This is a genomic window from Streptomyces sp. NPDC053069 (assembly GCF_044546895.1).
Lineage (GTDB): Bacteria > Actinomycetota > Actinomycetes > Streptomycetales > Streptomycetaceae > Streptomyces.
The window spans coordinates 548283-567321 of the sequence record NZ_JBITZN010000003.1 but is presented as its reverse complement, the minus strand read 5'-3'; the positions used below and the strand labels follow the sequence as shown (position 1 = coordinate 567321).

The 19039-nt window shown below is 72.4% G+C and carries 22 protein-coding genes and 1 pseudogene; 15 read left to right on the top strand and 8 right to left on the bottom strand.

The window, feature by feature from the left end; all coding sequences use genetic code 11:
- Positions 1 to 21 precede the first annotated feature (21 nt).
- The 7 genes from ACIGXP_RS09620 to ACIGXP_RS09590 are packed head-to-tail and all read left to right on the top strand — an operon-like array spanning position 22 to position 3597.
- Positions 22 to 279 carry a gas vesicle protein GvpG gene (locus ACIGXP_RS09620; protein WP_399766052.1) on the top strand — a complete coding sequence of 86 codons (258 nt, stop codon included), beginning with the start codon at positions 22 to 24 and terminating at the stop codon, positions 277 to 279.
- Between the two features lie 2 nt (positions 280 to 281).
- Positions 282 to 893, top strand: coding sequence for a DNA primase (locus ACIGXP_RS09615; protein ID WP_399766157.1), 612 nt, complete (start codon positions 282 to 284; stop codon positions 891 to 893).
- Positions 890 to 2026: an SRPBCC family protein gene (locus ACIGXP_RS09610; RefSeq protein ID WP_399766050.1), complete on the top strand. Its 1137-nt coding sequence runs from the start codon at positions 890 to 892 to the stop codon at positions 2024 to 2026. Before ACIGXP_RS09615 ends, ACIGXP_RS09610 begins: the two co-directional genes overlap by 4 nt.
- Positions 2023 to 2358 (top strand): gas vesicle protein, encoded by a 336-nt coding sequence (locus ACIGXP_RS09605; protein WP_363216267.1) that lies wholly within the window; start codon positions 2023 to 2025, stop codon positions 2356 to 2358. Before ACIGXP_RS09610 ends, ACIGXP_RS09605 begins: the two co-directional genes overlap by 4 nt.
- Entirely contained in the window at positions 2355 to 3113 is a 759-nt protein-coding gene (locus tag ACIGXP_RS09600; protein WP_399766046.1) for a GvpL/GvpF family gas vesicle protein, read from the top strand. Before ACIGXP_RS09605 ends, ACIGXP_RS09600 begins: the two co-directional genes overlap by 4 nt.
- Entirely contained in the window at positions 3110 to 3319 is a 210-nt protein-coding gene (locus ACIGXP_RS09595; RefSeq protein WP_399766043.1) for a gas vesicle protein, read from the top strand. The genes ACIGXP_RS09600 and ACIGXP_RS09595 overlap by 4 nt, the downstream gene beginning before the upstream one ends.
- On the top strand, positions 3316 to 3597 hold the full coding sequence (locus ACIGXP_RS09590) for a gas vesicle protein K (RefSeq protein WP_363216264.1): 282 nt from the start codon (positions 3316 to 3318) through the stop codon (positions 3595 to 3597). Before ACIGXP_RS09595 ends, ACIGXP_RS09590 begins: the two co-directional genes overlap by 4 nt.
- 7 nt (positions 3598 to 3604) lie before the next feature.
- On the opposite strand, the gene ACIGXP_RS09585 is transcribed toward ACIGXP_RS09590, so the two are convergent.
- From ACIGXP_RS09585 to ACIGXP_RS09575, 3 genes are all read right to left on the bottom strand, one after another.
- A complete protein-coding gene (locus ACIGXP_RS09585) occupies positions 3605 to 3775 on the bottom strand; it encodes a hydrophobic protein (protein WP_363216262.1) in 171 nt (56 codons plus the stop codon).
- A 42-nt stretch (positions 3776 to 3817) separates the two neighbouring features.
- Positions 3818 to 4639 carry a class I SAM-dependent methyltransferase gene (locus ACIGXP_RS09580; RefSeq protein WP_399766038.1) on the bottom strand — a complete coding sequence of 274 codons (822 nt, stop codon included), beginning with the start codon at positions 4637 to 4639 and terminating at the stop codon, positions 3818 to 3820.
- Positions 4640 to 4738: 99 nt separating this feature from the next.
- Positions 4739 to 6232 carry a bifunctional phosphatase PAP2/diacylglycerol kinase family protein gene (locus ACIGXP_RS09575; protein ID WP_399766035.1) on the bottom strand — a complete coding sequence of 498 codons (1494 nt, stop codon included), beginning with the start codon at positions 6230 to 6232 and terminating at the stop codon, positions 4739 to 4741.
- A gap of 80 nt (positions 6233 to 6312) precedes the next feature.
- Between ACIGXP_RS09575 and ACIGXP_RS09570 the strand changes: the two genes are divergently transcribed.
- Both ACIGXP_RS09570 and ACIGXP_RS09565 read left to right on the top strand, forming a co-directional pair.
- A complete protein-coding gene (locus ACIGXP_RS09570) occupies positions 6313 to 6969 on the top strand; it encodes a histidine phosphatase family protein (protein ID WP_399766033.1) in 657 nt (218 codons plus the stop codon).
- 165 nt (positions 6970 to 7134) lie between these two features.
- A complete protein-coding gene (locus ACIGXP_RS09565; RefSeq protein WP_399766030.1) occupies positions 7135 to 8754 on the top strand; it encodes an ABC-F family ATP-binding cassette domain-containing protein in 1620 nt (539 codons plus the stop codon).
- 120 nt (positions 8755 to 8874) lie between these two features.
- Here the strand turns inward: ACIGXP_RS09565 and ACIGXP_RS09560 are convergent.
- Positions 8875 to 9986, bottom strand: a pseudogene (locus ACIGXP_RS09560) (Vms1/Ankzf1 family peptidyl-tRNA hydrolase).
- A gap of 57 nt (positions 9987 to 10043) precedes the next feature.
- Between ACIGXP_RS09560 and ACIGXP_RS09555 the strand changes: the two are divergent.
- Positions 10044 to 10331, top strand: a complete 288-nt coding sequence (locus ACIGXP_RS09555; RefSeq protein ID WP_363216255.1) for a DUF6158 family protein — start codon at positions 10044 to 10046, stop codon at positions 10329 to 10331.
- A 63-nt stretch (positions 10332 to 10394) separates the two neighbouring features.
- On the opposite strand, the gene ACIGXP_RS09550 is transcribed toward ACIGXP_RS09555, so the two are convergent.
- Genes ACIGXP_RS09550 through ACIGXP_RS09535 form a run of 4 tightly spaced genes read right to left on the bottom strand, consistent with a single transcriptional unit; the run spans position 10395 to position 13783 of the window.
- Complete coding sequence (locus ACIGXP_RS09550) at positions 10395 to 10937, bottom strand: type 1 glutamine amidotransferase domain-containing protein (RefSeq protein ID WP_363216254.1); 543 nt, start codon at positions 10935 to 10937, stop codon at positions 10395 to 10397.
- Positions 10938 to 10942: 5 nt separating this feature from the next.
- Complete coding sequence (locus ACIGXP_RS09545) at positions 10943 to 11596, bottom strand: diguanylate cyclase (protein WP_399766027.1); 654 nt, start codon at positions 11594 to 11596, stop codon at positions 10943 to 10945.
- A complete protein-coding gene (locus ACIGXP_RS09540; protein WP_363216252.1) occupies positions 11593 to 11970 on the bottom strand; it encodes a DUF2795 domain-containing protein in 378 nt (125 codons plus the stop codon). The genes ACIGXP_RS09545 and ACIGXP_RS09540 overlap by 4 nt, the downstream gene beginning before the upstream one ends.
- A 16-nt stretch (positions 11971 to 11986) precedes the next feature.
- Positions 11987 to 13783, bottom strand: a complete 1797-nt coding sequence (locus tag ACIGXP_RS09535) for a thiamine pyrophosphate-requiring protein (protein WP_399766023.1) — start codon at positions 13781 to 13783, stop codon at positions 11987 to 11989.
- A 368-nt stretch (positions 13784 to 14151) separates the two neighbouring features.
- Here ACIGXP_RS09535 and ACIGXP_RS09530 point away from each other — a divergent pair, with 368 nt between their 5' ends.
- From ACIGXP_RS09530 to ACIGXP_RS09510, 5 genes are all read left to right on the top strand, one after another.
- Positions 14152 to 15021: a hypothetical protein gene (locus ACIGXP_RS09530; protein ID WP_399766021.1), complete on the top strand. Its 870-nt coding sequence runs from the start codon at positions 14152 to 14154 to the stop codon at positions 15019 to 15021.
- 218 nt (positions 15022 to 15239) lie between these two features.
- The gene (locus ACIGXP_RS09525) at positions 15240 to 16496 is read left to right on the top strand and encodes an aminotransferase class I/II-fold pyridoxal phosphate-dependent enzyme (RefSeq protein WP_399766018.1); all 1257 of its coding nucleotides are present in this window, start codon (positions 15240 to 15242) and stop codon (positions 16494 to 16496) included.
- Positions 16493 to 17725 (top strand): MBL fold metallo-hydrolase, encoded by a 1233-nt coding sequence (locus tag ACIGXP_RS09520; protein ID WP_399766015.1) that lies wholly within the window; start codon positions 16493 to 16495, stop codon positions 17723 to 17725. Before ACIGXP_RS09525 ends, ACIGXP_RS09520 begins: the two co-directional genes overlap by 4 nt.
- A gap of 229 nt (positions 17726 to 17954) precedes the next feature.
- Positions 17955 to 18392: a hypothetical protein gene (locus tag ACIGXP_RS09515; protein WP_363216247.1), complete on the top strand. Its 438-nt coding sequence runs from the start codon at positions 17955 to 17957 to the stop codon at positions 18390 to 18392.
- Positions 18393 to 18597: 205 nt separating this feature from the next.
- Positions 18598 to 19023, top strand: a complete 426-nt coding sequence (locus ACIGXP_RS09510; protein WP_363216246.1) for an OsmC family protein — start codon at positions 18598 to 18600, stop codon at positions 19021 to 19023.
- The last annotated feature ends 16 nt before the right edge of the window (positions 19024 to 19039 follow it).

The following is a 19039-nucleotide window of genomic DNA, read 5'->3' as shown; positions in this document are numbered from 1 at the left end:
CCCGCGCGGAAGGAGGAGTCCATGGGACTGATCAAGGAGGTGCTGCTGCTGCCGTTCGCACCGGTGCGCGGCAGCGGCTGGGCGATCGGCCAGGTGCTCCGCGAGGCGGAACGGATCTACTACGACCCCGCCACCGTACGGGCCGAACTCGCCCGACTCGAAGAACAGCTGGAGGCGGGTGAGATCACCGAGGAGGAGTTCGACCGGCGCGAGGACGAACTGCTCGACCGGCTGGAGATCGCCCTGCGCTCCGGCGACACCACAGGTGACGGGACGTGATGATGAACCGCACGGCACTGGGCCTCGCCATAGGGGCCGGATATCTGCTCGGACGCACGAAGAAACTGAAAATGGCGCTCGCGGTCGGCTCCCTGGTCGCCGGCAAGAAGCTGAACCTCGGCCCCGGGGCGCTCGCGTCGATGGCGCGCCAGCAGCTGCGCGACAACCCGCAGTTCAAGGAGATCGGCGATCAGCTGCGCCAGGATCTGCGGGGCGTGGGCAAGGCCGCGTCCGGGGCCATGGTCGAGCGGCAGATGAGCACGCTCGCCGACCGGCTGCACAGTCGCACCTCCCAGGTGCGCGACCAGCTCTCCGGGGTGCTGCCCGAGTCCGGTTCCGATGAGGAGCGGGAGGAGGACGGCGACCGCGAGACACGCGGGGAGGAGGACCGCGAGGCACCGGAGGACGGTGACCGCGAGGAGCGGGAGGACAGGCCGTCGGCCAAGAAGGCGGCCAAGAAGGCCCCGCCGAAGAACGCCTCCGCCAAGAAGACCGCGGTGAAGAAGACGGCCCCCGCGAAGAAGGCGGCGGCCAGGAAGACCGGCGGGGCGCGCAAGACGGCCGGGAAGAAGACGGCCGGCACCCGGGAGTCGAAGGGTGGTGAGGAGCGATGACCGAGACCCTCGGGTCGGTCACGTCCGGGGCCGGCAAGGCCACGGGCGCGGCGAAGGACAACCCGATCGCCGACCTCGCCCACAGCGAGGCCGCCGACCGGCTCAAGGCCGAGGCCCAGGAGTACCTGGCCGCTCAGGCCCAGCGACTGCTCACCGGGTTCGGCCGCAAGCTCGGCGAGACCACCGTCAAGCTCAACGACATCGCCGAGGGCAAGAGCCCCGGCTTCGCCAAGCTGGCCCTCGACGGCGGCCGCAAGCTCGCCGAGGGCAAGGGACCGCTGCGCTCCGTCCTGGAGCTGGGAGCCTCCCGCGCCAAGGAGAACGTGATGGACGCGGTCAAGAACCTCGGGGGCGGCAAGGGCAAGAGAAAGGGCCGCGGGGGCAACAAGCCCACCGTCATCATGGAGTCCGTCGACGTCGGCGTGCCGGTGCGTACCGCCTACGACCAGTGGACCCAGTTCCAGGAGTTCTCCACCTTCGCCAAGGGCGTCAAGAGCGCGAGCCGCGCCGGCGACACCGACTCGGACTGGCAGGCGAAGATCTTCTGGTCCAGCCGCAGCTGGAAGGCGCACGTCACCGAGCAGATACCCGACTACCGCATCCAGTGGACGTCCGAGGGCGCCAAGGGCAGCGTCAAGGGCGTCGTGACCTTCCACCCGCTGGGGGAGAACCTCACCCGGGTCCTGCTGGTCATGGAGTACTACCCGTCCGGTCTGTTCGAGAAGACCGGCAATCTGTGGCGCGCCCAGGGCCGCCGGGCCAGGCTGGACCTGAAGCACTTCGCCCGTTTCATCACCATGAAGGGAGAGGCGGAGGACGGCTGGCGCGGCGAGATCCGCGACGGCGAGGTGGTCCGCAGCCACGAGGACGCGGTGCAGGAAGAGGCGGAGTCCGAAGAGGAGGAGCCCGCGGAGGAGGAGTCCGAGGAGGAGTCCGAGGAGCCCCGCGCCGAGGACGAGGAAGAAGAGGAAGAGGAAGAGGAAGAGGAGGAGCCCGAGGAGTACGAGGGCGAGAACGAGGAAGAGGAGGAGGAAGAAGAGGAGCCGGAGGAGTCCGAGGACGAGTACGAGGACGAAGAGGAAGACGAAGAAGAAGAGGAGCCCGAGTACGCCGGGCGCGGGAGCCGTCGATGACGACGCCCAGCCGGTTTCCCGATCCGTACGGCCACAGCAGCGGAGCCAACCTCGCCGACATCCTGGAGCGCGTGCTCGACAAGGGCGTGGTGATCGCGGGTGACATCCGGATCAATCTGCTCGACATCGAACTGCTGACCGTCAAGCTGAGGCTCATCGTCGCCTCGGTCGACAAGGCCAAGGAGATGGGTATCGACTGGTGGGAGAGCGACCCGGCCCTGTCCTCCCGGGCCCGCCGCGACGAGCTGACCCGGGAGAACGCCGAGCTGAGAGAACGGCTGGCCCGGCTGGAGGAGCTGGAAGCGGGCCACGTGCCGAAGGAGGCGCCATGACCGGACTGCGCTATGTCTACGCCGTCTGCCGCCCCTTCGGGACGCCCCTGCAGTCCCAGCTCACGGGCATCGGGGGCGCCCCGCCGGGGCTGCTGCACCACCACGGGCTGGTCGCCGTCGTCAGTCAGGTCCCGGAGGCCGACTTCAGCGAGGAGGCCCTCAAGGCCCATCTGGAGGATCTGGACTGGCTGGCCGCGACCGCCCGCGCGCACCAGGGTGTGATCGACGCGCTCACCACCGTCACCACCCCGCTGCCGCTCCGGCTCGGGACCGTCTTCCGGGACTGCAGCGGCGTACGCTCGATGATCGAGGCCCGGGAGGACGACTTCCGCCGCATCCTCGACCGGCTGGAGGGCCGGGTCGAGTGGGGCGTGAAGGTGTACCTGGAGCCTGAGCCTGCCCAGCCCGAGCCCGAGGCGGCGAAGCCGGCCGGCGGCCGGGACTATCTGCGCCGGCGGCGCGAGAGCACCCACGCCCAGGAGGAGCAGTGGCAGCGCGCCGAGAAATTCGCCCGGTCGCTGCACGAGCGGCTCTGCCGGTACGCCGAGGAATACCGGCTGCACGCTCCGCAGAATTCCACACTTTCCGCTGCGCCCGGCCGTAACGTCCTCAACGCGGCCTATCTTGTACCGCGCATGCATTCCGAGGAATTCGTGGAACTCGTGGACCGCACAAAGGACGAGGCACCCGGAATCCGGGTCGAACTCACCGGCCCCTGGGCCGCCTATTCGTTCACGGGGGAGGCCGGGTCGTGACCGTCGTGGAACGGCGCGAGATCGCACTCGTCGACCTGCTCGACCGGCTGCTGGCCGGCGGCGTGGTCGTCACCGGTGACATCACCCTGCGGATCGCGGACGTCGACCTGGTCCGCATCGACCTGAACGCCCTGATCAGCTCCGTGAACGAGTCGGTCCCCTCACCCTTCGAACTGGTTGTCCCCCCGCCCGAGGAGGTCGTGTGACCCCGCGCAACCGGCTCGACCTGGAACCCGACACGGTCGAGCGCGACCTGGTGAAACTGGTGCTGACCGTGGTGGAACTGCTGCGCCAGCTCATGGAACGGCAGGCCGTGCGGCGCTTCGACACCGGTGAGCTGACCGAGGAGCAGGAGGAGCGCATCGGGCTCACCCTGATGCTCCTGGAGGAGCGGATGGCCGAGCTGCGCGAGCGCTACGGACTGCGGCCCGAGGACCTGAATCTGGACCTCGGGCCGCTCGGGCCGCTGCTTCCGCGCGGCTGACCTCACCTCACCACCGATACCAGCGGCCCCTGCCGCCGTCGGCGGTGGTGCTGCGGACCAGGAAACCCAGCAGCCAGACGACGAGCACCGCCAAAGCAATCCACCAGAGAATCTTCACCGCGAATCCGACCCCGAAAAGAATCAGCGCCAGAAGCAGTACCAGCAGAATGGGAACCATAGTCTGAACCTCCTGCAGTCCGGGTTTCCCGAATTCCGGGATTCAGGCTTCTTTACGGCACAGAATCTCCCCGTGCAGGACCGCGAACCAGCCGTCCTCCCGCCGTCCCCAGGCGCGCCAGGCCTCGGACACGGCCCGCAGCTGTTCCACGGTCGCGTGACCGCCCTGCGTGGCCCGGTCGGCGTAGGCGGAGGCCAGGGTCCGGTCCGCCCACAGGCCGCTCCACCAGGCCCGCTCCTCGGGTGTGGTGAACGTCCAGGTGCTGGAGGTGGCGGTGATGTCCGTCAGCCCGGCGGCCAGCGCCCATGCCTTCAGCCGGCGCCCGCCTTCGGGCTCGCCGCCGTTGGCCCGGGCCACCCTCAGATACAGGTCCATCCAGTCGTCCATGCCGGGCGACGCGGGATACCACGACATTCCGGGGTAGTCCGCATCGCGTACGGCGATGAGTCCGCCGGGCCTGGTGACCCGCTTCATCTCGCGCAGCGCCTGCACCGGGTCACCGACATGCTGGAGCACCTGATGGGCGTGGACCACGCAGAAGGTGTCGTCCGGATAGTCCAGGGCGTGCACGTCGGCGACCGCGAAGTCCACGTTGGCCAGACCGCGCGCGGCGGCGGTGGCCCGGGCCTGCTCCAGGATGCCCGGCGCGTGGTCCACGCCGGTGACATGGCCCTCGGGGACCCGTTCCGCCAGGTCGGCGGTGATGGTCCCGGGACCGCAGCCGATGTCCAGGATCTTCATGTGGGGCTTCAGGGAGCCGAGCAGATGGGCCGCGGAGTTCTCGGCGGTCCGCCAGGTGTGCGACCGCAGTACCGACTCGTGGTGCCCGTGCGTGTAGACGGCGGTTTCCTGTGCTTTCGGCATGGCTGTTCCCCTTCACCCTCGTCGCCGGTGGTAAGCATCACGGTACGCGCGCATGCCGAATGATGAGATCTGTGTATCGAGATGTGGACTGGCAGCCTGTCAAATGCCGGTCCGCAGCGGGCGGTACACCGTCAGGGCCTCCGGCAGCTTCTCCAGGGTGAGCTCGCCCGACACCGCCGTCACCTCGCCGTCGTACGCCAGCGGGGTCCCCGGTGCGATACCGGTGAGCCGGAGCCGGTTCACCTGCACCGCGGCATGCTCCGGGGACCGGGTCAGCGGGCCCGCCGCCGCGGCGGCCAGCAGCCGCAGCGCCGGCCGGCGGCCGCCGTGCACCACGCGCACGTCCAGCAGCCCGTCAGCGAGATCGGTACGCCGGCCGGGCGCGAGCCCCATCCGGTGGTAGACGCCGTTGCCGGCGAACAGCAGCCACAGCGGACGTCGTTGACCGCCCACCTCCACCTCCAGCGGATGCCGGTCCGCGCGCAGCACCCGCAGCGCGCCCAGCACCCCGGCCGGCCAGCCGCCGATCCGGTGCGACCAGCGCTCCCGCTCGCGCACCAGCTCCGGGTAGACGCCCAGGCTCAGGGTGTTCAGGAACAGGCCCTCGGCGCCGCCGCTGCGGTACCGGCCCGCGTCCACCCGCACCGCCTCGCCGTGCCGGACCGCACGGGCCAGATCGCGTTCGTCCTCCACGCCGAGGTCGTAGGCGAAGTGGTTCAGGGTGCCGCCGGGCAGCACCGCGAGCGGCAGTCCGTGCCGCAGGGCGACCCCGGCGGCCGTGTTCACCGTGCCGTCGCCGCCGCACACACCCAGCACGCGCGCGCGGGCCGCCGCCTTCGCCAGCTCGTCACCGATCTCCTCCGGCGCACACTCGACGACTTCCGCCGCCGGCAGCGCCGCCTGCAACGCCCGGGCCCGGTCGGCGCCGCCCGAACCCTGGTTGGCGACCATCACCAGACCGTCGCCCTCCGGCAGCGCGGGCGCCTCGGCGCGCGGCCGGGCCGGCCGCCGCACCTGGGCGCGGGTCGGCACCAGCCGTCGTACCAGGAAGGCCGCACCCGCGCCGAGCGCCGCCCCGGCCAGTACGTCGCTCGGGAAATGCACGCCCGTGTACACCCGGGAGGCCGCCACCGAGAACGCCACCGGCGCCACCGCCGCGCCCCACGCCGGGGACTCCAGCGCGACCCCCGTCGCGAAGGCGGCGGCCGACGCGGAGTGCCCGGACGGGAAGGACGTGGTGATCGGCTGCCGCTTCAGCTGCCGCACCAGCGGCACCGGGTCCAGTACCGGCCGCGCCCGGCGCACCGAGCGCTTGCCGATCGTGTTGATGGCCAGCGAGGCCACGCTGAGCGAGGCCAGGCCCCGGGCGGCCGCCCGGCGGGCCCTCGGGGTGCGGCTCGCGGCCATCGCGGCGGCTGTCGCGAACCACAGCACACCGTGGTTCGCGCTGCGGCTGAGACGGGGCAGCACGCGCTCCGCGCCGGGCCAGTGCCAGGCGGCGGCCGCCTCGAACAGCCGGCCGTCCAGATCGAGCAGCCGGCACAGCGGGCCGTGGCCGGTCGTACGGGCAGTCAGGTCCAGGTCTGGGCTCATGAGGTGCGGTTACCCTGAAGTGCCCGCTTCTTGTTCCTGCCCGCGCCGTGGTCCGGCCGGCGCGCAAGGAGTTCCCCCGTATGCGCCTGCTCCTCGTCCGCCACGGTGAGACCCCGTCCAACGTGGACCACCTGCTGGACACCGCCGTGCCCGGCCCCGGGCTCACCCCGCTCGGCGAGGCGCAGGCGGCCGCACTGCCCGAGGCGCTCGCCGACGAGGACATCGAGGCGGTCTACGCCTCCCCGCTGCTGCGCACCAGACTCACCGCCGCCCCGCTGGCCGCCGCCGTCGGGCTGGAGGTGCTCGTCCGCGACGGCATCCGCGAGGTCTCCGCCGGCGACCTGGAGATGCTGCCGGGCGAATCCCCCGAGGGCCGGGAGTACATGCGCACGGTGTTCGCCTGGGCGGCCGGCGACACCGCGCTGCGCATCCCCGGCGGGGAGAGCGGCGAGGAGGCCCTCGCCCGGTACGACGCCGTGATCGCCGAGGCCGCCGCGAGCGGTGCCCGTACCGTCGCCATGGTCAGCCACGGCGCCGCGATCCGCATGTGGACCGCCGCCCGCGCCGCCAACATCGACATCCCCTTCGCCGCGGCCCGGCCCCTCAAGAACACCGGCGTGATCATCCTGGAGAACTCCCCGTCCGGCATCTGGAAGGCAGTGTCCTGGCAGGGCGCCACAGTCCGACCAGCGGCCGAGGGCGGCCCGACGGGGGAGCGGGTGGAGACGGCGGGGTAGGGGGAGGCCGGCGGGGCTGGTAACCGATCACCGGCCCGCGGCAACCGACAGCGCCCCCGGCGATCGTTTCGGCCCACCGGCAGCCGTATGGCCGCCCCCGGCAACCGTTGGTGCCCCCTATAACGGTTTGCCGTGTCCGTGAGTCGCCCGGGAGAATGCCCGGCCATGGGACATCTGGAAGCCGCGCACCTCGAATACCACCTCCCCGACGGGAGGACCCTGCTCGGGGACGTGTCCTTCCGGGTCGGCGAAGGGGCCGCCGTCGCGCTCGTCGGTCCGAACGGCGCCGGCAAGACCACCCTGCTCCGGCTGATCTCCGGCGAGCTGAAGCCGCACGCCGGCACCGTCACCGTCAGCGGCGGCCTCGGCGTGATGCGCCAGTTCGTGGGCTCCGTACGCGACGAGACGACCGTACGCGACCTCCTCGTCTCCGTCGCCCCGCCCCGCATCCGCCAGGCGGCGAAGGCCGTCGACGAGGCCGAGCACGCCCTCGTCACCGTCGACGACGAGGCGGCCCAGCTGACGTACGCACAGGCACTCGCCGACTGGGCCGAGGCCCGCGGCTACGAGGCCGAGACCCTGTGGGACGTGTGCACCACCGCCGCCCTCGGCGTGCCGTACGAGAAGGCCCAGTGGCGCCTGGTCCGTACCCTCTCCGGCGGCGAGCAGAAACGCCTCGTGCTGGAGGCGCTGCTGCGCGGCACCGACGAGGTGCTGCTCCTGGACGAGCCGGACAACTATCTCGACGTGCCCGGCAAGCGGTGGCTGGAGGAGCAGCTCAAGGAGACCCGCAAGACGGTCCTGTTCGTCTCCCACGACCGCGAACTCCTCGCCCGCGCCGCCGAGAAGATCGTCTCCGTGGAGCCGGGCCCGGCCGGCGCCGACGCATGGGTGCACGGCGGCGGCTTCGCCACGTACCACGAGGCCCGCCGCGAACGCTTCGCCCGCTTCGAGGAGCTGCGCCGCCGCTGGGACGAGAAGCACGCCCAGTTGAAGAAGCTGGTCCTGAACCTGCGGCAGGCCGCCGCCGTCAGCCACGAGATGGCCTCCCGGTACGCGGCCGCCCAGACCCGCCTGCGCAAGTTCGAGGAAGCCGGCCCGCCGCCGGAGCCGCCGCGCGAGCAGGACATCACCATGCGCCTGAAGGGCGGCCGTACCGGCGTCCGGGCCGTCACCTGTGAGCGACTCGAATTGACCGGCCTGATGAAACCGTTCGACCTGGAGGTCTTCTACGGCGAACGGGTCGCCGTCCTCGGCTCCAACGGCTCCGGCAAGTCCCACTTCCTGCGTCTGCTGGCCGGCGAGGACGTCGCGCACACGGGCGAGTGGAAGCTCGGCGCGCGTGTCGTGCCCGGCCACTTCGCGCAGACCCACGCGCACCCCGAACTCCAGGGCCGCACCCTCCTCGACGTCCTGTGGAAGGAGCACTCCCAGGACCGCGGCGCCGCCATGTCGAGGCTGCGCCGCTACGAGCTGACCCAGCAGGCCGAGCAGACCTTCGACCGGCTCTCCGGCGGCCAGCAGGCCCGCTTCCAGATCCTGCTGCTGGAACTGGCGGGCGCCACCGCCCTGCTGCTGGACGAGCCGACCGACAACCTCGACCTGGAGTCGGCAGAGGCCCTTCAGGAGGGCCTGGAGGCCTTCGAGGGCACGGTCCTCGCCGTGACCCACGACCGGTGGTTCGCCCGCTGCTTCGACCGCTACCTGGTCTTCGGCAGCGATGGTCGCGTCCGCGAGACGCCGGAGCCCGTCTGGGACGAGCGCCGCGTGTCACGCACCCGCTAGGAGGCACGCACCCTCTCGCCGTCGTGGCTTGTCGCGCCCGCGCGGCAAAGCCGCATGTCGCCACGGCTCCGCGCCCCTTGCTCCCGCTGCCCGGCGCTCCATTGGCTCCGGCGCCATCGGTCATTTCCAGCGCAGCAGCGCCCCCAGGCCGCCCGCCGCGACCTCGTCCCCGGTGTCCTGGAGCACGGGGGTGAGCGACACGACCGGTGCGTTCGTCACCACGGCCGCCCGGACCAGTGCGTCGTCCGCGCGGGCCGGCCATGCCTGCTGTTCGCCGATGTCCCTCAGCTCCGTACGGCGGACCGCCAGCTGGTCCGGGTCCTCGCCGATCCACACCTCGCGGTGCGTGTCGGGCGCGTCCGGGCGGATCAGCAGCTCGGCCAGCCGGTGCTCGCGCGCCGCCTCGATCAGCTGCGGCACGCCCTCGACGGCGGCCGCCCGCCGCTCCTCGTCCGGTGTCCGCGCCGCCCGGTACCGGTCCACCTCGGCCAGGATCCGCTGCCGTACGTGTTCCGCGCGTATCTCCTCCACTTCCTGCGGCAGCAGGTTGCTGTCCTTGCCGCGCGACGTCTCCACCGCACGGTCCTGCAGCGCCTTCGGCAGCTGCTCGTGCACCGACCTGCGCCCCCGCTCGTCACCGCACAGGATCAGCAGGTCGGCGCCGGTCTCCTCCTGGCACGCGGCGAGTGCCTCGGCGACCTCGCGCGCATTGTGCTCCCAGGTGTCCTCCACCTTCAGCTGGAAGTGCCGCTCGGACCAGTCGGACGCCTTCGACCGGTGCATGGGCCACTGCCGGCCCGTCACCCGCCCGGCCTCCTCGTGCAGCAGCGCGCTGCGCAGCTCGATGCGGGCGCCGGTCCGGTCGATGCGGGCGACCAGAGCGGGTCCTCGCCGGCGAGGTCCAGCAGCGGTGTCACCCGCGGCAGCGCACCCCAGTACGCCTCGCCGCCCTGCGGACCCCGCGTCAGCGGCACCTCCAGGACCACCTCGCCGTCCCGGGCGAACACCGCCCGCCCGTACGGCTCCGGCGCGTGGCGCATACGCTCCAGGGCCTCGTGCACCGCCTGGCAGGTGGGCTCGTCCGCCCCCTGCCGGGCCAGCTCCCGGGTCACCGCCTCCGCACTCAGATGACGGCGTTGCTGCTGGTCCTCCGTGTGCACCTAGGTGTCGACGTATGCGGAGGCCCAGGACCCCGGATGTTCGTACAGTGGACTCAGGAACGCGAGCTCCATGGATTCCTCCCGGAAACCGCTCGGGGGCTGTGCATGCCGGGCGGGTACCCGTACCCCATGAACGAACACGACGAGCGGGGCACCACGATGACCGGAGTCGACCCCAGCCGGCTGGACGACCAGCAGCTCATGAAGGAGCTGGAGACGATCCACCGCACGCGCCACGACACTCTGCTGTACGGCTCCAACGACGCGCTGCGGGCCCACAACGAGCGCATGGCACAGCTGGAGGGCGAATACCTGCGCCGCAACCCACGCCGCCTGGTGAGCGCCGGACGCACCCGCGAGGGCGCCCGCGAACGCGGCTGCAGCGAGACGGCGAACCCCGGCACCTCGGGCACCTGAGCCGACAGCCACGGCAGAGAAAGGGCCGGCCCCGACAGGCCGGCCCTCACTCGTCGCCGCAGGTCAGCCGGGCTCCCCGGCGAACACGTGCAGGAACGCGTCGCAGAACGCCTTCAGATCGCCCGGCTTGCGGCTGGTCACCAGCTGATTGGAGCCGTGGTCGCAGATCTTGACCTGCTCGTCCACCCAGGTGCCGCCCGCGTTGCGGATGTCCGTCCGCAGGCTCGGCCACGACGTCAGCACCCGGCCCCGTACGACGTCCGCCTCCACCAGCGTCCACGGCGCGTGGCAGATCGCCGCGACCGGACGGCTCTGGTCGAAGAAGTCCTTCACGAACGCCACGGCCTTGTCGTCCATCCTCAGAAAGTCCGGATTGGCCACCCCGCCGGGCAGTACGAGACCGCCGAACGACCCCGCCGACGCCTCGCCCACCACCTCGTCCACGTCGAAGGTGTCCGCCTTGTCCAGATGGTGGAACGCCTGGACCTTCCCCGGCTCCGTCGACACCAGCACCGGCTCGTGCCCGGCGTCGGAGGCCGCCTTCCACGGCTCGGTCAGCTCGACCTGCTCGACGCCCTCGGGTGCCACGAGAAATGCGATACGCATGATGCTCAGTTCCCTTTCAGTTTCCTCACCGCGGCCCTGTGGGCGCGGGCGCGCCCCTTCCTCACCCGGGCCGCCCGCCGGCAGCGCCACAGCTCCTCGCCGTACGGCAGCAGCACGAACGCGCCGATCGCCACGCCGATGCCCGCCAGATAGCCGGGCGACAGCGGGCGCCGGCGCGGCAGCAGCCGCCAGGCGTCCGGGTCCCCGCGCCCGCCCCGCAGCAGCGACCGCACCTGGTCGGCGTGCAGGCACATCAGCGAGGCCAGCGCACCGAACGGCAGCGACTCCAGAAAGCTGTGGATGTGCTGCTCGACCGGCCTGACCTCCCGGTCGCTGCGGACAGCCGTGCGCACGTCCCACAGCGCGGTCGCCTCGTGCACCGCCGCCGCCCCCAGCTGCACGCTCAGCAGCAGGGGATTGATCCGGTAGCGCAAGGTCAGCGCGATCGGCAGACCGACCTCCGCCATCATCAGCGCATGGATCACCGACTCCTTCGTGCCGACGGTGTCCTCGATCCGGGTGCGCCGGTGCATCACCCAGTCGGCGAGCCCCGGCACGAACCAGCCGGGCAGCAGTCCGTACAGCAGGAACCGGGTGGTCGCCACCTCGACGTCGACGCCGGCCCCGCTCGCGATCTCGGCCGCCTGGCCCCGGCTCATCCGCGGCCCACCAGCGCCTCGGCCAGCTGCTGCACGTTCTCGTAGCGGGCCGAGTGCGGCAGCCCGGCCACCGCGTCACCCAAAGCAGCCGGCGCGTTCCGTCGGCGCAGCATCCGCGCCAGGTCCCGCGCGGTCGCCGGGAAGCAACCGCGGCTCAGGGTCCGGGCCAGCTCCGTCCGCACCCGCTCCAGCGACGCCGGCGAACCCAGTCCGCCCACGGGACCGCTCCACACCTCCGGGTCGTCGTCCGCGGCCGGTTCCGGATCGTGCCACTCCTCCACCCGTGTCGGATGCCCGGACCTCAACAGGCCCTGCAGCTCATGCTTCATCTCGTCGTCCCGGTGGACGCTCAGCCGGTCACTGCCTCGCTGCATGTCTCCCTCCAGGGGACTAGCGCTTGTCCTTGCCGGGCAGGAACTCCTGCATCTTCGCCTTCAGCCCCTGCTTGACCATCGAGCCGCGGTCGGCATCCCCCTTCAGGATCGCCGCGGCCGTCGCCTCCATCTGCTCCCAGGTGGCATGCGGCGGGATCGGCGGTACGGCGGGGTCCGTGAGGAACTCGACCACCGCGGGTCCGTCGGCCTCCAGTGCCGTCCGCCAGGCCGCCTCCACCTCCTCCGGCTTCTCCACCCGGACACCGGTCAGCCCCAGCGAGCGGGCGAACGCCGCGTACTGCACGTCCGGGATCTCCTGCGACGGCAGGAACGACGGCGCGCCCTCCATGGCCCGCATCTCCCAGGTCACCTGGTTGAGGTCCCGGTTGTTCCATACGGCCACCACCAGCCGCGGATCCGACCAGCGGTCCCGGTACTTCGCCGCCGTGATCATCTCCGCCAGGCCGTTCATCTGCATCGCGCCATCACCGACCAGCGCGAACACCGGCCGGTCCGGATGCGCGAACTTCGCGCCGATCGCGTACGGCACCCCGGGCCCCATCGTCGCCAGCGTCCCGGACAGCGAACCGCGCATGCCCGGCCGCATCGTGATGTGCCGCGCGTACCAGTTGGCGACCGAACCGGAGTCCGAGGTCAGGATCGCGTTGTCCGGCAGCAGCGGATCCAGTGCCCGTGCCACGTACTCCGGGTTGATCGGGTCGGCCGACAGCCCGGCCCGCCGCTCCATCGTCTCGTGCCAGCGCGTCACGTTCGCGCAGACCGTGTCGTACCACTCGCGCCCGCCCCGGTCGGCGTTCAGCAACGGGATCAGCCGCCGCAGCGTCGCCTTCGCGTCACCGACGAGATTCACCTCGTACGGGAAACGCATACCGATCATGTGCGGATCGATGTCGATCTGCACCCCGCGCGCCTTGCCGAAGTCCGGCATGAACTGCGTGTACGGGAACGACGACCCGATCGTCAGCAGGGTGTCGCAGTCCCGCATCAGCTCGTACGACGGCCGGCTGCCCAGCAGCCCGATCGGCCCGGTGACGTACGGCAGCTCGTCACTGAGCACGTCCTTGCCGAGCAGCGCCTTCGCGACGCCCGCGCCGAGCAGTTCGGCGATCTCCTGCACCTCCGCGACCGCACCGGCCGCGCCCTGCCCGATGAGGATCGCCACCTTGTCGCCCTCGTTCAGCACATCCGCCGCGCGGCGCAGCGCCTCGTCCGTGGGCGTGGCGGTGTAGTCGCTCATGCCCAGGCTGGAGGGCACCATCTTGAACTCGTGCGTCGGCGGCGAGTAGTCCAGCTCCTGCACGTCGGCAGGAATGATCAGGGCCGTCGGGGAGCGCCGCGCGTAGGCCGTGCGGATCGCCCGGTCCAGCACGTTCGGCAGCTGCTCGGGCACCGTCACCGTCTCCACGAAGTCCGAGGCGACATCCTTGTACAGGGTGTGCAGGTCGACTTCCTGCTGGTAGGAGCCGCCCATCGCGGTCCGGTTCGTCTGGCCGACGATCGCCAGCACCGGCACATGGTCCAGCTTGGCGTCGTACAGGCCGTTCAGCAGATGGATCGCGCCGGGCCCCGAGGTGGCCGCGCACACCCCGATACGGCCGCTGAACTTCGCGTACCCGACCGCCTCGAAGGCGGACATCTCCTCGTGCCGGGACTGGATGAACCGCGGCCGGTCCTCGGCCCGGCCCCAGGCGGCGAGCAGCCCGTTGATGCCGTCACCCGGATAGCCGAAGACCTGTTCCACGCCCCAAGCGCGCAAGCGCTCGAGGATGTGGTCGGAGACCTTGGTGCTCATGGAGGAACCTCCTGGTGAGGTGCGAAGCGGACGATCCGGTCAGCAGATACCGAGTCACCTGCGCAGGGGACGGAAAACCTCGAAACGTCGTCAGGGAGGGGGCGGGAGACGCGCGGCCGGTGTGTTCACCCGGCCGGCCGTCCTTGTCCCGCGAATGGGGGCCGGCCGCGCGCGCCGCGGCGCCGCCGGGGCTGTGATGGCAGCGAGGGCACGCCCCGTGCCCCGTACCCGCGACACCGCCGGGCAGTGCCACCGGCACCGCCGGTACAGCACCGGAGGCACCGTCCCACCGGTTCCGGCGTACTGCCGTACCGGTGTCCGGCGTACCGCCGCCGACCGCCCGCCGTGCCCGCCGAGGAGCCCGCCCCATGCGCCGCACCGCCCGTGCCCTGTCCGTAGCCTTCATAGCCGGTGCCGCCATCACCCTGGCCGGGCCCACCGCGACCGCCGATGAGGGCGGCCCCGGTCCGGTGTCCCCGACCCACGCCGCCGGTCCGGTGTCCCCGACCCACGCAGCCGACCCCGTGCTGCCACCCCACAGCGTCGGCCCCGTCTCCCCTACCCGCGCCGCGGTCGGTGGCGCCGACACCGGACCGTGTGCCGCGCCGCAGCAGTGCGGCGCGGCACACGCCTGCGCGGACGCCGCCGCCCCCTGCGACGACGGCGCCACGCCGTGCCGGGAGAGCGAGCCGTGCGAGGACGACGACGGCGGCTGCCCCAGCCCGGAGTCCTGCCCGGGTCCGGACGGTACGGGGGGCAGGGCCGGGGAGGACCGCGAGAGCGGTGCGGGGTGTGAGGCGGGGGAGGACTGCCAGCACAGCGGGGACGGTACGGGGGGCAGGGCGGGGGAGGACCGCGAGGGCGGCGCGGATTGCAGGGCGGGGGAGGACTGCGATGGTGGCGCGCAGTGCAGGACCGGGGAGGCGTGCTCCGGCGGGAACGCCTGCCGGGAGGGCGGCCAGTGTCACGAGGGCCGTGGCGAGTGCACCGGCGGCGGAGACTGCCCCGACGACGGCCACGGCTGCGGCGGAGCCGACGACCGGAAGGGCCACGACGCCGACGGATGCGATCCGGCCACCGTGCAGCACGGCGTCGAAGCCGGCCAGGGAGGCACCTTCACCGACTCGGTCCCGGCCCTCGCCGGCGGCGCCGCCTTCATGGCCGCGGCCTGCGGCGGAGCGGGCTACCGGCTGTACGGCCGACGGCGCGCCCCCACCGACCGGCGCACGGACGTGTGACCCGGGCCACGCCCGACACTCCCATGGACGGCCGCCCCGCGGGTACACGCCCCGACAAGGACACCGGCAAGCGGCCCCCACACCGACCGACACCCCAGGCCATGGACAGACCCGGCCACAGGACCACACCACACAGCAGCCCACGACGACACAGCCCGCCCCGGCCACACGGCACCGGACCGGGCGGCACACGGAACCCGGACTGCGCGGAGGCGGACATGCGGCGGACGGACCCCGAAGGGCACGGCCCCGTCCGCTACGGCCCGCCCCTGCCCGGCGACGGACTCCCCGTGCTCCCGGAACTCACCGCCGTACTCGCCGCCGCGGCAAGCCGCACCGACGCCCAGCCCGTCGGCGGCGCCCCCGCCCTCCTCGAAGCGGCCTGCGGCTACTGGACCCGGCGGGGCCTGCCCACCGTCCCCGACCAGGCGGCCGCCGGCCCCGGCGCCCCCGCACTGCTGCTCGCCCTCACCTCCGCACTCGCCTCGGACGGCGGTGACGTCCTCGTCCCCCGCCCCTGCGCCGCCTGGTGGGCCCCGTACGCCCGCGTCCTCGGCCGGCCCGCCTACCACGTGCCCACACCCGCCGAGAGCGGCGGCGTCCCCGACCCCTACGCCCTGCTGGAGACCGTGCGCAGGGTCCGCGCCGAGGGCGGCGACCCGCGGCTGCTCGTGCTGTCCATCGCCGACGACCCCACCGCCACCGTCGCCCCGCCCGAACTCCTCCACGAGACCGTCGAGGCGGCCACCGCCGAGGGACTGCACCTGGTCAGCGACGAGACCTGGCGCGACACCCTGCACCACCCCCACGACACCGTCCTGCTCAGCCCCGCCGAGATGCGGCCCGACCTGGTCACCGTCGTCACCGACCTCGCCGGATCCCTGCTGCCGCCGGGCTGGCCCGCCGCCGTCGCCCGCTTCCCGGCCACCGAACCCGGAGCACACCTGCACGCGCGCGTGCTCGACATCCTCACCGCGCTCGGCGCCCGCATCGCCGCACCCGTCGCCGCGGCCGCCGGCTACGCCCTCGACGAACCCCCACCCGTCACCGAGCGCCGCGAGGCCGTCGTACGCCTGCACGCGTGCGTGGCCGCCGCCGCGCACGCCGCCGTCGTCGCCGTCGGCGCGCTCGCCCGCCCCCCGCAGGCCGGCCGCCACCTGTACGCCGACCTCGGCCCGCTGCGTGAGTCCCTCGCCGCACAAGGCGTCGGCGACGCACAGGAGTTGGAGGACCTCCTCACCACCCGCCTCGGCATGCCCGCCCCCGGCGGCCACCGCTTCGGCGACGACCTCGGGGCGCTGCGCGTACGACTCGCCACGGGCCCCCTGCTGGGCGGTACGGACGAGGAGCGCACGGAATGCCTCACCTCACCCGCGCCGTTGGAACTGCCGCACGTGCAACGCGCGTTGATGTCCTTGACGTCGGCCCTCGGCGATCTCCGCGACGACGCTCAGCGATGGGAGCCTCCTCGATGACGCAGCAGACGCATGAGACCGAGATCCATGACACCGAGAGGTACGAGCCCGGCACGGCTGAGCCCGGTCCCGCCGCGACGACCACGACGACGACCACGACGGCGGCGACGACCACGACGACGGTGGCCACGACGACCGCACACACCGACGAAGCTGCCGAAACCATTCCCCCGGCCCCCCTGGCTCCCCCTTTCCCCCCGCTGGCCGAACCCCGCCCCCTCGGTGAACACCGCGTGTGGCCCCGCACCTTCCACGACCGGCTCACCGCCCCCCTCCCCGGCCTCAAGGCCCTCGCCCGCTTCGCCCGCGAAGGCGCCGTACGCCCCGGACCCGAAGGCCTCGCCGACATCGCCCGGCTCCCCTGCGCGCCCGCACCCCTGCCCCGCGTCGACACCCGCACCCTCGCCGTCACCTGGGCCGGCCACGCCAGCTGGATCGTCCGGATCGGCGGCCTGACCGTCCTCACCGACCCGGTCTGGTCCCGCCGTATCCTCGGCACCCCCGCCCGCATCACCCCCGTCGGCGTCCCCTGGCAGACCCTGCCGCGCATCGACGCCGTCGTCATCAGCCACAACCACTACGACCACCTCGACGCCCCCACCCTGCGGCAACTCGCGCGAGACACCCCGGTGTTCGTACCAGCCGGCCTCGGCCGCTGGTTCCGTCGCCGCCGCTTCACCTGCGTCACCGAGCTGGACTGGTGGGAAGGCGCCGAACTGCATCCGAGGGACGGCACCGCAGGCCCTTCGGCCGAGGACGGCGGCGCGCGACGGGCGGGAGTCCGCTTCGACTTCGTCCCCGCCCACCACTGGTCCAAGCGCACCCTCACCGACACCTGCCACAGCCTCTGGGGCGGCTGGGTCCTCACCGACGCCGACGGACAGCGTCTGTACTTCGCCGGCGACACCGGCTACGGCCACTGGTTCACCCGCATCGGCCGCCGCTACCCCGGCATCGACCTCGCCCTCATGCCCATCGGCGCCTACAACCCCCGCTGGTGGCTCAGCGACGTCCACTGCGACCCGGAGGAAGCCGTCCAGGCCACCTTGGACCTGGGCGCGCGCCGCATGGCCCCGATGCACTGGGGCACCTTCATCCTCTCGGCCGAGCCGGTCCTGGAACCGCTCACGCGGGTACGGGCGGCCTGGGAGAAGGCGGGACTGGACAGGGAGGACCTGTGGGATCTGCCGGTCGGCGCCTCAAGGGTGCTGGAGTACAGCGCCCCGTAGGGGTGCGAGACAGGCACCGCGTCCGCACGCCGGGACCCGGCCGGCAGCGAACACCGGCAGGCGAACAGAGGATCGGTGAGCATCCGTATGTTCCCGTCCCGGATCGCGCAGGTGGCGTGATCTCACCGGTCGGTCTCCACCGGCACCCTCTTCGCCTCCTTCGCGCGACTCCCCGATGCCCGCGGGCAGGAGTAGGGTCGGCGGCGAAATCGGAGGTGAGGGGGACGCCATGGGACAACTGCGGGGCACCTCCGGCACACCTGCACCCACGCCGGTGCGGGTCATCGCCATCGCCAGCCTGACCCCCCTGGAAGAACTGGAGGCGGATCCCTTCCTCGTCGACTCGCGCAGCCAGCACGCCATGTGCGCCCGCTGGGCCGCCGAACGGGGCTACGTCATCGCCCGGCAACTCCTCGCCGGCGGACTGCGCTTCGACCACTGCGCCCTGTGGGACGGCGTCCGGCCCGGCCTGGACGTCTTCGTCGCGCCCAGCCTGCGCGTGCTCCGGCGTGCCGTGTCCTCGGTCGAGGCATTCACCGCCGAGTGCGCCCGACGCGGCGTGCGCGTGGAAACCGTCGGGCGGGCCGAACCGTCGTACGACGCGCAGATGAAGGCCCGCGTGCACCGCCGCCTGTCCATGCCGACGGCCGGCTACGACGGCCGCTAGGAGCACCCGGCCCCGCACCCGGTTGGTCATGTGCACCGCACCCGGGTGACAGGGCGGGGCCAGGGGGCGCGGCCGAGACCGGCGCCGAGCGTCCGCACCTTCCGTTCACCCCGCTCGGGCCGGTCTTCAGCGTGCGACGAGCCAGGATGTGATCGGATAGGGGTACGGAAAACCCCGAACCGGGATCCGACGGAAAGGAATCATCGTGGCCACCACGCGCACCGCGCACACGGTCTGGGAAGGCAACCTTCTCGAGGGCAACGGCGTCGTCACCTTCGACTCCTCCGGCATCGGCGAGCAGCCGGTCACCTGGGCCTCGCGTTCCCAGGACGCGAACGGGAAGACCAGCCCCGAGGAGCTGATCGCCGGTGCCCACTCCAGCTGTTTCTCCATGGCCCTCTCGCACGCCCTGGCCGGCGCCGGCACCCCGCCCACCCGGCTGGAGACCAAGGCCGACGTCACCTTCCAGCCGGGCGAGGGCATCACCGGCATCCACCTCACCGTGCGCGGCGAGGTGCCGGGCCTGGACGCCGAGGGTTTCGCCTCGGCCGCCGAGGACGCCAAGAAGAACTGCCCGGTCAGCCAGGCCCTGACCGGTACGAGCATCACCCTGACGGCCGAGCTGGCCTGAGGCCTCGTACCACCCC